The sequence below is a fragment of the Actinomadura sp. NPDC048032 genome (assembly GCF_040653175.1).
Taxonomy (GTDB): Bacteria; Actinomycetota; Actinomycetes; order Streptosporangiales; family Streptosporangiaceae; genus Spirillospora; species Spirillospora verrucosospora.
Genome location: NZ_JBEZJP010000200.1, coordinates 1 through 13,549 on the forward strand (window position 1 = coordinate 1; position 13,549 = coordinate 13,549).

Here is a 13,549-nt window from a genome sequence, read left to right on the forward strand (position 1 = left end):
GGGGTCCTTCTCCAGCCGCAGCCGCCCGTACCGGGCCATGGTGTCGGCGACGTCCACGAGCAGGGCGTGCGGGACGGGGTACCGGGAGAACCGGACGCGGGTGTCGACGACCTGACGGGACGGGCGCACCGCGGAACACGCCTGCGCACTATCCGATGGCTGCGCTGCCCACCGCTGTGCTGACCACCGTTGTGCTGCTTACCGTTACGGGCGCCCGACCGGGAGGTCCTTGCCCGCGGAGGCGCGTGCGGCCTTCGCGGTCATGGCCGTCGGGTCGGGGTCGTTCAGCGCCGGGACGGCCTTGCAGTAGGCGTCCGGGCCGCGGTGGCTCTGCGGCAGCGCCCCGGTGTCGAGGTACGCCGCGACCTTGTCGTCCAGGCACGCGTTGCCGTTGAGCGTGTTGGCGTGGGTCTTGCCGCCGACCTCGAACACCAGGCGCGAGGACGGGAAGAGCTTGTGCATCTCCACGCCGCCCGCGACCGGGGTCGCCGCGTCCTGGGTGGACTGCACGAGCAGCATGCCCGCCAGGCCCTTGGCGCCCTTCAGCTTGAACTCCGGCCCGCCCTGGAACGGCCAGAAGGCGATCGGGGCGTTGAACCAGACGTTGCTCCAGGTGTTGAACCTGTAGCCCTGCCGGTAGAGCTTCGCGGCGTCGTGGTGCCACTTGCTCCAGTTGCGCGGCCAGCGAGCGTCGGCGGCCTGGACGGCGTTGTACACGGCGAAGCCGTTGTCGTCGCCGCCGGGGTTCATCCAGTCGAGGAGCCCGGAGGCGTCCTTGTCGTTGACCCACGCCGAGAGCGCCTGCGCGAACGGGATGTAGTAGCCGGTGTTGTAGCCGGCGGACAGCACGGTGTCGTCCAGCTCGTCCGGGCCCATCTGGCCGCCGATCGGCGCCTTCTTCGCCGCGGCGCGGACGGCGTAGTACTTGGCCTCGACGGCCTTCTCGCTCTTGCCGAGGTGGTAGAGCGAGTCGTACTTCGCGATCCAGGCCCACCAGGCCTTCATGTTGTGCTCGAACGCCTTGTCCTGCTCCAGCTGGGCGTCGTACCAGACCGTCTTCGGGTTGACGTTGCCGTCCAGCACCATCCGCTTCACGCGCTTGGGGAAGAGCGTGGCGTAGGTGGCGCCGAAGTAGGTGCCGTACGAGAAGCCGTACCAGCTGATCTTGTCCTGGCCGAGCGCGGCGCGGATCGCGTCGACGTCGCGCGCGGCGTCGGTGGTGCGCATGTGCGGCAGCAGCCAGCCGAACTTCTTCGCGCAGTCCTGCGCGTACTTCCTCGACTTGGCGATCCAGGCCCTCTCCTCCTTGGCGGAGGAGGGCACGTAGTCCGGCCGGATCGGGTCGGAGAAGTTCGGGTCGCAGCTCAGCGCGGGCTTGCTGGAGCCGACGCCGCGCGGGTCGAAGCCGATGATGTCGTACTTGGCGGCGACGTCGGCGTGCCCGGTGCCGCCGATCCAGCGGGCGAGGGCGGGCGCGTACTGCAGGCCGCTGCCGCCCGGGCCGCCGGGGTTGACGAACAGGGTCCCCTGGTAGTTCTTCTCGTCGGTGTGCCGGAAGCGCGACACCGCGATGGAGATCTTGCGGCCGTTGGGCCGGGCGTAGTCGAGCGGCACCTCGACCTGGGCGCACTCGGCCTTGTTCATCGGGTCGCTAGGGCCGCTGACCTCGCACTTGCCCCAGTCGATGCCCTTGACCGCCGCGGCACCGAGGCCCCCGGTGTCCGCGCTCGCGGAGACGGCGAACCCTGCGCCGCCCGCCGCCACGACCGCAGCGGTCGCGACGAGAACGATCCTTTTCACTTGACCCCCTCAGATCGGCGACTCCGGGCCGGCGCCATGCCGGAGGGGGGCGTCGCCGATGCGTGGCTGATGCGTACTACCTGCGTGTCGCGACCTGCTCGCCGCGACCTGCGCGGCCGGCGGGTGCCGGACCCCGGGGACCGCTCCCCGGGGTCCGGACCGCATGGGCCGCGCCCGGCGTCAGCGGATGACGTCGGCCTTGAGCTGCGCGGCCTTCAGCGAGCCCGTGCCGCTCAGCGTCCTGGCGGTCGCCGTGGACGGCGGCTTCGGGTCACCGAGCTGCGGGACGTGGACGGTGCTCTGCTCCGGGCGCTCTCCCCGAAGGAAGTAGGCGTCGAAGTAGGCGTCCACCTGGGCGGAGCCGCGGTGCACGATGCAGTGCGTGCGGTCGCCGTCCTGGACGACGAGGCGCGAGCCCTTGAGCCTGCGGTGCATCTCCAGCGCGCCCGCGTACGGCGTGGCCGCGTCCGCGGTCGACTGGAACATGAGGATGTTGCGCGGCAGGTCGCGGGTGTGGCCGATGTTCACCGGCTTGCCGGCCTTGGCGGGCCAGTACAGGCACGGGGCGTTGTACCAGGCGTTGGCCCAGGTCTCGAACGGGTGCTTCCGGTCGATCCGCTCGTTGTCGCGCTGCCACTTGTTCCAGCTCAGCGGCCACTGGACGTCGGTGCACTGCACGCCGAGGTAGACGGCGTAGCCGTTGTCGTCGGAGCCGCCGGTCGTCGGCGCGCCGAACGTCCCCGCGAACGTGGCGGTGTCGCCCGACTTGTACGCCGCCAGGGCGGACGCGTACCCGTGCCAGATGGCCTGGCTGCGCCGGTACCCGGCGTTCAGGATCACGTCGGTCAGCTCGTCCGGACCGACGGCGAGCGTCTGCCCGCTGTCCGGGTCGGTGTAGTAGACCGGCTTGTTCTTGAGCTGCGCCCGCAGGTCGTAGAAGAAGCTCCGGACCTGCTTCTGCGTGGTGCCGAGGTGGTACACCGAGTCGTACTTGGCGATCCAGCCGAAGTAGTAGTCGATGTTGATGTCGAACTGGACGTCCTGGTTCAGGTTGGCGTCGTACCAGGCGTCGGACGGGCCGACGTTGCCGTCCAGCACCATCTTCCCGACGTTCTTGGGGTAGACGGTGGCGTAGGTCGAGCCGAGGTAGGTGCCGTAGGAGGCGCCGTAGTAGTCGAGCTTCTTGTTGCCGAGCGCCCGCCGGATCGACTCCACGTCGTTGACCGAGTCGATCGTCTTGATGTGGTCGAGCAGCCCGGTCTTGTCGGCCTTGCCGCACGCCTCGGCGTAGCCCTTGGACAGCTTCAGCCACGTGGCGACCGACTTGCGGTCACCGGTGCCGTAGTCCGGGCGCGGGGCGTTGGTGTAGTTCGGGTCGCAGCTCAGGGCCGGGACGCTCATGCCGACGCCGCGCGGGTCGAAGCCGATGACGTTGTACGCCTCGCGCATCGGGGCGGAGTTCTGCGCGAACACCCGCGGCCCGAACAGGGCGCCGCCGCCGCCCGGCCCGCCGGGGTTGACCACGATGTCGCCCTTGGCCGGACCGGAGCCGGTGTGCGGCGTCCGGGTGAGCTGGATCGTGATCTTCTTGCCCTGCGGCTTGGCGTAGTCCATCGGCACCGACAGCTCGGCGCACTGGACGATCTTGGAGACGGGGTACAGCCCGTCGTACAGGTTGTGCACCGTCTGGACGAAGTCCGCGGGGCAGGCGTGCCACTGGGCCGCCGAGGGGTTGAATCCTCCGGCCGTTCCGGCGGAGGGGCTCGCGGCCTGTGCGCTTGTGGCGCCGAGACCGGTGAGACCGAGCCCGGCCACCGCGGCCACGACAACAGTCCTCTTCACATATCCCCCTATCGTGCCGACTCCGGTTGAGTCAGACATACGGGTAAATGAGTGAAGATTGTGGCGGTTCGGGCGTACCGCCCAACAGGGGCCCATCAGAGTGGATGCGGAATCGTGACAAGATCAGCGGAACTCTGTGATAACTCCGAACGTTCCGGTCGCGGATGCCCAGCTCCGGGGCGGGTTCCGGGCATACGAAAAGGCCCCGGGTCACAAGACCCGGGGCCCTGAAGTCCCGTTACGGCGCCGCCCGGAAAGCGGGCGCCGGCCCGGACGAGCGGGTCAGCCGACCACCACCTCGGCGCCCGGTCCGGAGACCGTGCCGTCCTCGGCGATCTCGATGCCCATCTCGTCGGCGATGCGCATCGCCTCCTCGATCAGGGTCTCGACGATCTGCGCCTCGGGGACGGTCTTGACGACCTGCCCCTTGACGAAGATCTGGCCCTTGCCGTTGCCCGACGCGACGCCGAGGTCGGCCTCGCGCGCCTCGCCGGGCCCGTTCACCACGCAGCCCATCACGGCGACGCGCAGCGGGACCGGGAAGTCCTTCAGCCCGGCGGTGACCTGCTCGGCCAGCGAGTACACGTCCACCTGCGCGCGACCGCAGGACGGGCAGGAGACGATCTCCAGGCCGCGCTTGCGCAGCCCGAGCGACTCCAGGATCGCCGTGCCGACCTTCACCTCCTCCACCGGCGGCGCGGACAGCGACACCCGGATCGTGTCGCCGATGCCCTCCGCCAGCAGCGCACCGAACGCGACGGCCGACTTGATCGTGCCCTGGAACGCCGGGCCCGCCTCGGTGACGCCGAGGTGCAGCGGGTAGTCGCAGGCCGCCGCCAGCTTCCGGTACGCCTCGATCATCACGACCGGGTCGTTGTGCTTGACCGAGATCTTGATGTCGCGGAAGTCGTGCTCCTCGAACAGCGAGCACTCCCACAGCGCCGACTCGACCAGCGCCTCCGGAGTGGCCCTGCCGTGCTTCTCCAGCAGGCGCTTGTCCAGGGAGCCGGCGTTCACGCCGATGCGGATCGGCACGCCCGCGTCCTTGGCGGCGCGCGCGATCTCGCCGACCCGGTCGTCGAACTTCTTGATGTTGCCCGGGTTGACGCGGACGGCCGCGCAGCCGGCGTCGATCGCCGCGAACACGTACTTGGGCTGGAAGTGGATGTCGGCGATGACGGGGATCGGCGACTTGCGCGCGATCGCCGGCAGCGCCTCGGCGTCGTCCTGCGACGGCACGGCGACGCGGACGATCTGGCATCCGGACGCGGTCAGTTCCGCGATCTGCTGGAGCGTGGCGTTCACGTCGGCGGTGAGGGTCGTGGTCATCGACTGCACCGACACGGGGGCGTCGCCGCCCACCGGGACGTCGCCGACCATGATCTGCCGGGATCTGCGGCGGGGCGCGATCGGTCCCGGCGCCCCCTGCCCGTCGCCCTCGCCGCGGACGCTCGGTATACCCAGTGAAACGCTCATCCCTCTCCTCAATTTTCGGCCCCGTACAAAGCCTAGGTGCCCCGCGCGGCTGAGTTGACGGCACCCGGCTTCAGCCAGTGTGACCATTTGAGCACACTCGGTAAACGTTTCACGTCATTACGGCAGTCGGAGGGGGTTCAGCACGTCGGCGAGAATCAGCAGCACGCCGAATCCCACCAGCACCAGCACGGCCAGGTATGTCAAGGGCATGAGCCGCGTCATGTCCACGGTGCCCGGATCCGGCCGCCCCCTGATCCGGTTGACGCCGGCCCGCGCCCGCTCGTAGGCGACCACCGCCAGGTGACCGCCGTCCAGCGGGAGCAGGGGCAGCACGTTGAGCACGCCGAGGAAGATGTTCACCGAGACGACGAGCGACAGGTAGAGGGCGACCTTGTCGCGGGCGGAGCTCTGGGCGGAGAAGATCTGCCCGGACACCTCGGTCGCGCCGACCACGCTGCCGACCTGGCCCCCGGGCGTGCTCCCCCGCTCGGGCGAGAACAACTTCGGGACGGCGGAGGGCAGGTCCGCCGCGGCCCGCCCGATCCCGGCCACGGTACGGCCGATGCCCTCCCCGGCGAACACGGCCGCGTTGAGGGGCCCGGTCCGCTCGTACCCGGCGCCCACGACCTTCGCCGACATGCCGACGAACGGCCGCCCGTCCACGTCCGCGAGCGTGATCCTCAGCGTCACCGGCCTCGGCGCGCCCGGCCGCACGACCACGGCCGTCACGGTCCGGCCCGGCTCGGCGGCGTCGATCGCCCGGGTGAGCCCGCTCCAGTCGGAGATGGGAGTGCCGTCGAACGAGACGACGCGGTCGCCCGCGCGCAGCCCGGCCCGCACGGCGGGGGACGTCGGCCGGTTCGCGCCGCAGCCGCTGGACAGCGAGGCGGGCACGCACGTCGTGACCGCCTCGACCGTGCTGGTCACGGTGCCGGGCTCCCGCACGCCGATCGTCATGGCCATCGCCATGAGCAGCAGGAACGCGAACACCAGGTTGGCGACCACGCCGGCCGCGATGACGACCGCGCGCCTCCCGGCGGGCTGCCGGTAGAAGGCGCGCGGGCGGTCCGCGGCGGGGATCTCCTCCAGCGGCGTGTAGCCGACGATCTTGACGAAGCCGCCCAGCGGGACCGCCTTCACGCCGTACTCCGTCTCGCCCCGGCGGGTGGACCACAGGGTCGGGCCGAACCCCACGAAGTACTGCGTGGCCTTCATCCCGAACCGCTTGGCGGTGAGCAGGTGCCCGCCCTCGTGGAGCATCACCGAGACCAGCAGCGCCACCACGAACGCCACCGCGCCGAGGAAGAAGGCCATCGGGTCCCCTCCGAGGTTCCTCCCGAGGCGGGCCCCCGGGTCAGACGGTCGCGGTCAGTTCCCTGGCCCTGGTCCGCGCCCAGGTGTCCGCCGCGAGGACGTCGTCGAGCGTCAGGCCTCCGGTGGTGCCCGAACCGTGCTCCTCCACTACCCGCGCGACGGTGTCGACTATCCCGAGGAACGGGAGCCGTTCCGCGCGGAAGGCCTCCACGCATTCCTCGTTGGCGGCGTTGTAGACGGCGGGGACCGTCCCGCCCAGCTCGCCGGCGCGGCGCGCCAGCGCGACGGCGGGGAAGGCCTCGTCGTCCAGGGGGAACAGCTCCCAGGTGTGCGCCCTGGTCCAGTCGACGCCGGGCGCGGCGTCCGGCACCCGGTCGGGCCAGTCGATGCCGAGCGCGATCGGCAGCCGCATGTCGGGCGGGCTCGCCTGCGCCAGCGTGGAGCCGTCGGTGAACTCGACCATCGAGTGGATGACCGACTGCGGGTGCACCATCACCTCGATGCGGTCCATCGGGACGTCGAAGAGCAGGTGCGCCTCGATGACCTCCAGGCCCTTGTTGACGAGGGTCGCGGAGTTGATCGTGATGACCGGGCCCATGTCCCAGGTGGGGTGGTTCATCGCCTGCTCCGGGGTGACGCCGGTCAGCTCGTCGCGGGCCCGCCCGCGGAAAGGTCCGCCGCTCGCGGTGAGCACCAGCCGCCGCACCTCCTCGGCCCGCCCGCCGCGCAGGCACTGGGCGAGCGCCGAGTGCTCGGAGTCGACGGGGACGATCTGCCCAGGCCGCGCCCGCTCCTTGACGAGGGGGCCGCCGACGATGAGCGACTCCTTGTTGGCGAGGGCGAGGGTGCGCCCCGCGTCCAGCGCGGCCAGCGTCGAGGCGAGGCCGAGGGCCCCGGTCACCCCGTTGAGGACCACGTCGCACGGCCAGGCGGCGACCTCGGCGACCGCGTCGGGACCCGCCACGATCTTGGGGATGGGGTAGTCGCCGGAGGCGTAGCCGCGCCGCTTGGCCTCGGCGTAGAAGGCGAGCTGGAGCTCCTGCGCGGCGGAGGCCCGGGCCACCGCGACCACCTCGGGCCGGAACTCCAGCGCCTGCTCGGCCAGCAGGTCCACCCGCCCGCCGCCGGCCGCCAGCCCCGTCACCCGGAACCGGCCGGGGTTGCGTCGGATCACGTCCAGGGCCTGGGTGCCGATGGAGCCGGTGGAGCCGAGGACGACCAGCTCGCGGGCGGCCGTGTCGGGGCTTGAAGGAGACATCACGCGTCCATTGTCGGGCATCGGCCGCCCCGGGATCGCGCGGACGCCGTTCGCCCCGCCGTCGCCCCGCCGCCGTCCCGGGCTCGTCTCAGCCCTCGCCGCCGTCGTAGGCGCTCCGCGCCCGCTCGACCTTCTCCAGGTTCTCGGCGGACCACTCCGCGAGCGCCGCGAACAGCGGCGCGAGGCTGCGGCCCAGCTCGCTGATCTCGTACTCGACGCGCGGCGGCACCTCGGGGTGGTAGGTGCGGACGACGAGCCCGTCCCGCTCCATCTGCCGCAGGCGCTGGGTCAGCACCTTCGGCGTGATCGTGGCGACGCGGCGCTGGAGCTCCACGAACCGCTGCCGCCCGTACTCGTGCAGCGTCCAGAGGATCGGGGTCGTCCAGCGGCTGAACACGAGGTCGACCACCGGGGCGATCGGGCAGGCCAGCTCGGGGTCGAGCGCCTCCTCGGTCCTGGCGTCCACCATCACGGCCTCCCAGGGTAGTCACTTTCTTCTAGGTACCTACTATATCCAGGATGTTAGCTTTCCCCGTGTCGCACCGCGACGGCACCGCCCCGGCGGTGTCAACGCAGCTCAGAGGGAGAAAGCAATGATCGTTGTCATGGGCGCCACGGGAAACGTCGGGCGGCCGCTGGTGCGGGCGCTGGCCGAGGCGGGCGAGCGGGTGACGGCGGTGTCGCGCACCGACCCCGGCGACCTGCCCGCGGGCGTCGTCCACCGCGCGGCCGACCTCGCCGAGCCGGAGACCCTCCGGCCCGTCCTGGACGGGGCGGACGCGCTCTTCCTGCTCGTCGCCGGCCACCTGCTCGGCACGCCCGAGGACCTGGACCCGCGCGCCGTCCTGGACGTGGTGAAGTCCGCCGGCGTGGAGCGGGTCGTGCTGATGTCCTCGCAGGGCGCGGGCACGCGCCCGACGGCGCACAGCCACAGCCACCTCAAGGCGTTCGAGGACGCCGTCCGGGAGTCGGGGCTGGACTGGACCATCCTGCGGCCCGGCGGCTTCGCCAGCAACGCGTTCGCGTGGGCGGAGCCGGTCCGCGCCCACCGGGCGGCCGCCGCGCCGTTCGCCGACGTCGCGCTGCCGTTCGTCCACCCGTCCGACATCGCCGAGGTCGCGGCCGCGGCCCTGCGGGAGAGCGGGCACGAGGGCCGCGTCTACGAGCTCACCGGGCCCGCTCCGCTCACGCCGCGGGAAAGGGCGCGGACGATCGGCGACGTGCTCGGCGAGCCGGTGGCGTTCGCCGAGCAGACCCGGGAGGAGGCGCGGGCGCGGATGCTGGAGTTCATGCCCGCGCCGGTCGTCGACGGCACCCTCGACATCCTCGGCGAGCCGACCGAGGCCGAGCGCCGCGTCAGCCCCGACGTGGAGAAGGTGCTCGGCCGCCCGTCCCGCTCCTTCGCGCAGTGGGCCGGGGAGAACGTCCACGCGTTCCGCTGAGTCACCGGGACAGCGGGAGCCGGAGCACGAGGCGGGCGCCGTAGGCCCCGTCGGCGACCTCCAGGGTCCCGCCGTGGGAGAGGGCGATCTCCCGCGCGATCGGCAGGCCGAGCCCGCTGCCGCCCTTGTCGCGGCTGCGGGCCGGGTCCAGCCGGGCGAACCGCTCGAAGACGCGGTCCCGGTCGGCGAACGGGATTCCCGGGCCGTCGTCGTGCACCTCGACGACGGCCCCGTCGCCGTCCGCGCGGGCCTCGACCTCGATCTGCGCGGCGGCGTAGCGCTCGGCGTTGGCGAGCAGGTTGCGCACCGCGCGGCCAAGGCGCTGCCGGTTGCCGCCGACGATGAGGCCCGGCTCGACCTTCACCACCATCGCGACCGGCGGGCTGCGCAGGGCGGCCTCCGCCTCCACCAGCGCCCCGAGGTCGATGTGCTCCCGGGCGGGGATGTCGCCGGAGTCGAGGCGGGCGAGGACGAGGAGGTCCTCGACGATCCGGTGCAGCCGGTCGATGTCGGCCAGCGAGCGGCGCAGGGTGTCGACGGCGTCGCCCTCCTCGGGGGCGGCGAGGGCCAGCTCGATGCGGGTGCGCAGCCCGGTGATGGGCGTGCGCAGCTCGTGCGAGGCGTCGGCGACGAACGCGCGCCGCTGCAGGATCGCGGTCTCCAGCCGGTCGAGCAGCTCGTTCACGCGCTCGGCCAGCAGCTCCGCCTCATCGCCCGTGGCCGGGACGGCGACGCGGCCGCCCGCGTCGTCCTCGGTCAGCCTCTCCAGTTCCCGCCGGAGCCGTTCCACCGGCCGGAGCGACCCGCGCGAGGAATGCGCCGCCCTCCACCGGGCCGCCGCGACGGCCACCGCCGCGAGCGCGGCCATGACGGCCGCGAGCACCCCGGGGCGGCCCACGCCGGCGAGCGCGTAGAGGACGGCGGCCGCCGCGCCCACCGCGGCCACCATCAGGCAGCCGAATGCGGTGTCCGTCGCCGAAGTCACACGCGTCCGCGGGAGGCGGGGCATGTGCGGCCGGACTCGCCGATCCTCGACGTTCCTGGCCGACATGTCTCCTTTGTACGTACGGACCAGCCAAAAGAGAGCAAAGGGCCCGGTCGGTGACCGCATAACCTGCCGAAAAGCGGTCATTGCCTCGACGGCCCGCCGTGCCGGGCGCCGGACATAACCCGCGAGCCCTTGGGCCGCAGGGCGACACGGGAGGCTTTGCCGCCCTTTTCACCTTCCCTAGCAGCGACAACACACTTCCCCGCCTATAAAGGAGGGCGTGAAGGCGACTCCCACCGGGGGGATGGAGACATGGGCCAGAGGGGCGAGCCGGTCGTCGACCCGCAGGGGTTGAGCACGGCCCAGCGCCTGGGCGACGCGTGCGTCGTCTGCCGCAAGAGATGGCCCCGGCCGCGCGTCCGCGTCGGCCGCCTGCCGGACTCGTCCGGGGTGTTCGCGTGCGACGACTGCGCACCCGCCCCGCCGGTACCCCGCGCACGGCGGGGCCCCCGGGAGCCGCTCACGGGCGCCGGACGGACGGTCGGGGAGCCGCCGCCGGCGCGGACGGCGGCAGGCGCCGCCGTCATGGAGGTCTCTCCAGGGAGAGGGTGACCTGGGCGTTTCGGGGGGAAGCCCAGGCCCACCCGTGAGGCGCGCCCGGCTGGGGGCGGTCGGGCGCGTCGGAGAGACTCTCGCGCGGACCTCAGGCCTTGGTGGCCTGGATCCAGGTCCGCGTCCACTCGGCGTAGTCGGTGCAGTCCTTCTTGCCCGAGTCGCCGCCGCACGCCTTCGACGGCGCGTGCGCGAACACGATCTTGTTGAGGTAGCCGCGGTCGCCCACGTGGTAGGCGGCGCAGAAGCCGGACTTGAGGCGGTCGCCCGAGCACGCCTGCGGGTTGGCGGGCGCGACCCCCGTCCACTCGGCGACCTGCTGCTGGACGTCCGGCGAGGCCGTCCACTGGAGCCACTGGTACATGCAGTTCGGGTGCTGGACGCGGGCGCCGATCATCCACGCGTCCATCCATCCGGTCGCGCCCTCGGACGGGATGACGCTCTGGACGGGCCGCGACGCGCGGTTCAGCACGTCCGCGTGGTAGGGCCAGGCCTGGCCGAGCACGGCCCGGCCGCGGCGAACGCGCTGACCGCGTCGGCCGGAAGGTCCCAGTACTCCCCCACGTACCGGCGCTGCTCTGCCAGGACCCGCCCGGCCGCGGAGAGCTGCGCCGGCGTCAGCGAGTAGGGGTCGCGGATCTTGAGCTTGCGCTGCCGGCCCTTGAGGTAGAGCGCGGCCTCGGCGATCGCGAGCGGGCTGTCCCGCATGACGATCTTCCCGGAGTGGCGGCGGGCCTGTCCGGGGTCGAACAGCGCGGCCCAGCTCGTCGGCGCCTGGACGGCCCGGGTGTCGTACATCAGCAGGTTGGAGCCCCACACGTACGGCAGGCCGTAGTGCTTGCCGTCGCGCTCCAGGAGCTTGCGCAGCCTCGGTTCGAGCTTCTTGTACCCGTCCACGAGGTCGGGGTTGATCGGGACGGCCTGGTTCTCCTCGACCAGCCGCCCGGCGACCTCCGGCGGCGCGGCGACGCCGTCGTAGCGGCGGCCCCGGTCGCGCATGAGGTCGGCCATCTCCTCGGGCGTCTTGACGACCTTCAGGCCGATCTTGCAGCCGGTGCGCTCCTGGAACGGCGTGACCCAGTCCACGCGCGGGTCGGTTCCGCCGCTCTCCACCGAGCCGGGCAGCGTGAGGAGGTTCAGCGCCCCCTCGCCGGGGCCGAGGGTGCTCACCACCTTGGCGACGCCCACCGGCTTGTCGTCCCCGCCGCTGCACGCGCCGAGGCCCGCGGCGCCGAGTGCCGCGGCCGCCGCCAGGGCCGTCGCCGCCTTGACCCGTGCCGTGGCCCTGCGCCGCATGTCGCTCCCGATCCGTGCCAGGGCCCTCCCCCTCGCGAACGGGCCCGTCGGCGCAGCGTAGCGTCTCCGCGGCGGGCGGACGCACGGACCCCGCTTGCGAACGGCGGTGCCGGACGACTCCCGCCGCCATTGCGCGGGTCGCGGCGGACGCCGACGATGCGATCGCCGGTCTCGCGGAACTTCTCATCCGTCCGGTGAGGACTTCGGCCGGAATTACCGAAGATCGCGACTCGCCTGTTTCCCGGTGGGCTTTCCCGCGGGTGACAACGGCATGACCATTACCGCACCCTCGGATGCGGATTCCGGCCGGACCGCTGGAAGGGGAGGCCGCCGGGCCCCGGAGGGACGGTGGGTGCTGGCGTCCGCGCCATACACGGAGGTTGCTGGAGAGGATATGGCGCGGGCCCGCGTCCCGTCCGGGGCCGCGGCGGCACCGGTGGGCGTGGTGGGGGTGGGGAACGGCGGATCACCCTGCGGTGCCGCCCGGCCACGCGATCACCGGTACCCGGCCGGACGGCGGCGGTGTGACGCCCTCGAGACGGAGGAGGTTCGAGGGACGCCGCACGTCCTGCCGGGGGTCGAGGGACGGCCGGACCAGGCCGCCCGGGGGCGCCGGCCCGCCGGCCGGGCGCCGCGCCGGCACGGCGCCGGCGACCACCTCGATCCGCGCGATGAGCCGCTGCGGAGTGTCGGCCTCGAGGAAGTCCCCCACGTCGCGGTCCCTGGGCGGCAGCGCCCACCAATGGCCGGTGAACAGGCCGAACCAAATGGTCCAGCCCGGGAATCGCCTTCCGAGCGCGTCCACTTCGGCGGCGTGGTCGCCTGCGGTCATAGCGCGGCTCTCCTGCACATCCGGCTCCACCGGCCCGCGGTCCGACGACCACGGGTTTCTTACTGCCGACCCTGACTTTTGAATTCGCTTCAATTAAGGGGGACAGTCAGATTGTGTCGCCGGACACAGACCCCGTCAATGGGGTGGAGCCATTATTCACCCGGCCGCACAGGACGGAAATTGACAACGGAAAAACGCGCTCGGTAGGTAATTCCCGCGGAGCCCTCAGCCGCTGGTGGGGAAGCCGAGGTTCACCCCGCCGTGGGACGGGTCGAGCCAGCGCGCCGTCACGGCCTTCGTCCGGGTGTAGAAGTGGACGCCCTCCATGCCGTGGGCGTGGCTGTCGCCGAACAGCGAGTCCTTCCAGCCGCCGAACGAGTAGTAGGCCATCGGCACCGGGATCGGCACGTTCACCCCGACCATGCCGACCTCCACCTCGTTCTGGAAGCGGCGCGCCGCCCCGCCGTCGTTGGTGAAGATCGCGGTCCCGTTGCCGTACGGGTTGGCGGCGATCAGTTCCATGGCCGCGTCGTAGGACCCGGCCCGCACGACCGACAGCACCGGGCCGAAGATCTCGTCCTGGTAGGCGTCCATGTCCGGAGTGACGTGGTCGAGGACGGCCGGCCCGAGCCAGAAACCGTCGCCGGCGCCGCCCAGGACGTCCGGGTCGCGCCCGTCGACGGCGAGCG

At 72.2% G+C, this 13,549-nt stretch carries 13 protein-coding genes and 1 pseudogene; 2 read left to right on the plus strand and 12 right to left on the minus strand.

The window, feature by feature from the left end; translation table 11 throughout:
• The 7 genes and pseudogenes from AB0C69_RS24170 to AB0C69_RS24200 all read right to left on the minus strand — a co-directional run.
• A pseudogene (locus AB0C69_RS24170) lies at nucleotides 1-132 on the minus strand (hypothetical protein); the annotation flags it as partial.
• Between the two features lie 72 nt (nucleotides 133-204).
• Nucleotides 205-1,800 carry an alpha/beta hydrolase gene (locus AB0C69_RS24175; RefSeq protein ID WP_360357173.1) on the minus strand — a complete coding sequence of 532 codons (1,596 nt, stop codon included), beginning with the start codon at nucleotides 1,798-1,800 and terminating at the stop codon, nucleotides 205-207.
• Nucleotides 1,801-1,980: 180 nt separating this feature from the next.
• On the minus strand, nucleotides 1,981-3,642 hold the full coding sequence (locus AB0C69_RS24180) for an alpha/beta fold hydrolase (protein WP_353834405.1): 1,662 nt from the start codon (nucleotides 3,640-3,642) through the stop codon (nucleotides 1,981-1,983).
• Nucleotides 3,643-3,924: 282 nt separating this feature from the next.
• The gene (ispG, locus tag AB0C69_RS24185) at nucleotides 3,925-5,118 is read right to left on the minus strand and encodes a flavodoxin-dependent (E)-4-hydroxy-3-methylbut-2-enyl-diphosphate synthase (protein WP_353834404.1); all 1,194 of its coding nucleotides are present in this window, start codon (nucleotides 5,116-5,118) and stop codon (nucleotides 3,925-3,927) included.
• A 117-nt stretch (nucleotides 5,119-5,235) separates the two neighbouring features.
• Nucleotides 5,236-6,432 carry a site-2 protease family protein gene (locus AB0C69_RS24190; protein WP_360357176.1) on the minus strand — a complete coding sequence of 399 codons (1,197 nt, stop codon included), beginning with the start codon at nucleotides 6,430-6,432 and terminating at the stop codon, nucleotides 5,236-5,238.
• Between the two features lie 40 nt (nucleotides 6,433-6,472).
• Nucleotides 6,473-7,690, minus strand: a complete 1,218-nt coding sequence (gene dxr / locus AB0C69_RS24195) for a 1-deoxy-D-xylulose-5-phosphate reductoisomerase (RefSeq protein ID WP_353834411.1) — start codon at nucleotides 7,688-7,690, stop codon at nucleotides 6,473-6,475.
• 88 nt (nucleotides 7,691-7,778) lie between these two features.
• On the minus strand, nucleotides 7,779-8,159 hold the full coding sequence (locus AB0C69_RS24200) for a winged helix-turn-helix transcriptional regulator (RefSeq protein ID WP_353834402.1): 381 nt from the start codon (nucleotides 8,157-8,159) through the stop codon (nucleotides 7,779-7,781).
• A gap of 124 nt (nucleotides 8,160-8,283) precedes the next feature.
• Here AB0C69_RS24200 and AB0C69_RS24205 point away from each other — a divergent pair, with 124 nt between their 5' ends.
• A complete protein-coding gene (locus AB0C69_RS24205; RefSeq protein ID WP_360357180.1) occupies nucleotides 8,284-9,132 on the plus strand; it encodes an NAD(P)H-binding protein in 849 nt (282 codons plus the stop codon).
• 1 nt (nucleotide 9,133) lies between these two features.
• Here the strand turns inward: AB0C69_RS24205 and AB0C69_RS24210 are convergent, their stop codons facing one another.
• On the minus strand, nucleotides 9,134-10,117 hold the full coding sequence (locus tag AB0C69_RS24210) for an ATP-binding protein (protein ID WP_360357183.1): 984 nt from the start codon (nucleotides 10,115-10,117) through the stop codon (nucleotides 9,134-9,136).
• A gap of 315 nt (nucleotides 10,118-10,432) precedes the next feature.
• Between AB0C69_RS24210 and AB0C69_RS24215 the strand changes: the two genes are divergently transcribed.
• Complete coding sequence (locus tag AB0C69_RS24215; protein WP_345175094.1) at nucleotides 10,433-10,732, plus strand: hypothetical protein; 300 nt, start codon at nucleotides 10,433-10,435, stop codon at nucleotides 10,730-10,732.
• 91 nt (nucleotides 10,733-10,823) lie between these two features.
• On the opposite strand, the gene AB0C69_RS24220 is transcribed toward AB0C69_RS24215, so the two are convergent.
• The 4 genes from AB0C69_RS24220 to AB0C69_RS24235 form a co-directional block, all read right to left on the minus strand.
• Nucleotides 10,824-11,204: a hypothetical protein gene (locus AB0C69_RS24220; protein ID WP_360357187.1), complete on the minus strand. Its 381-nt coding sequence runs from the start codon at nucleotides 11,202-11,204 to the stop codon at nucleotides 10,824-10,826.
• Nucleotides 11,198-12,028, minus strand: coding sequence for an extracellular solute-binding protein (locus AB0C69_RS24225; protein WP_360357190.1), 831 nt, complete (start codon nucleotides 12,026-12,028; stop codon nucleotides 11,198-11,200). The genes AB0C69_RS24220 and AB0C69_RS24225 overlap by 7 nt, the downstream gene beginning before the upstream one ends.
• Before the next feature lie 466 nt (nucleotides 12,029-12,494).
• Nucleotides 12,495-12,860: a hypothetical protein gene (locus tag AB0C69_RS24230; RefSeq protein ID WP_345175090.1), complete on the minus strand. Its 366-nt coding sequence runs from the start codon at nucleotides 12,858-12,860 to the stop codon at nucleotides 12,495-12,497.
• Between the two features lie 225 nt (nucleotides 12,861-13,085).
• On the minus strand, nucleotides 13,086-13,549 hold a 464-nt coding region (locus tag AB0C69_RS24235; RefSeq protein ID WP_360357193.1), incomplete at its 5' end, for an aldehyde dehydrogenase family protein.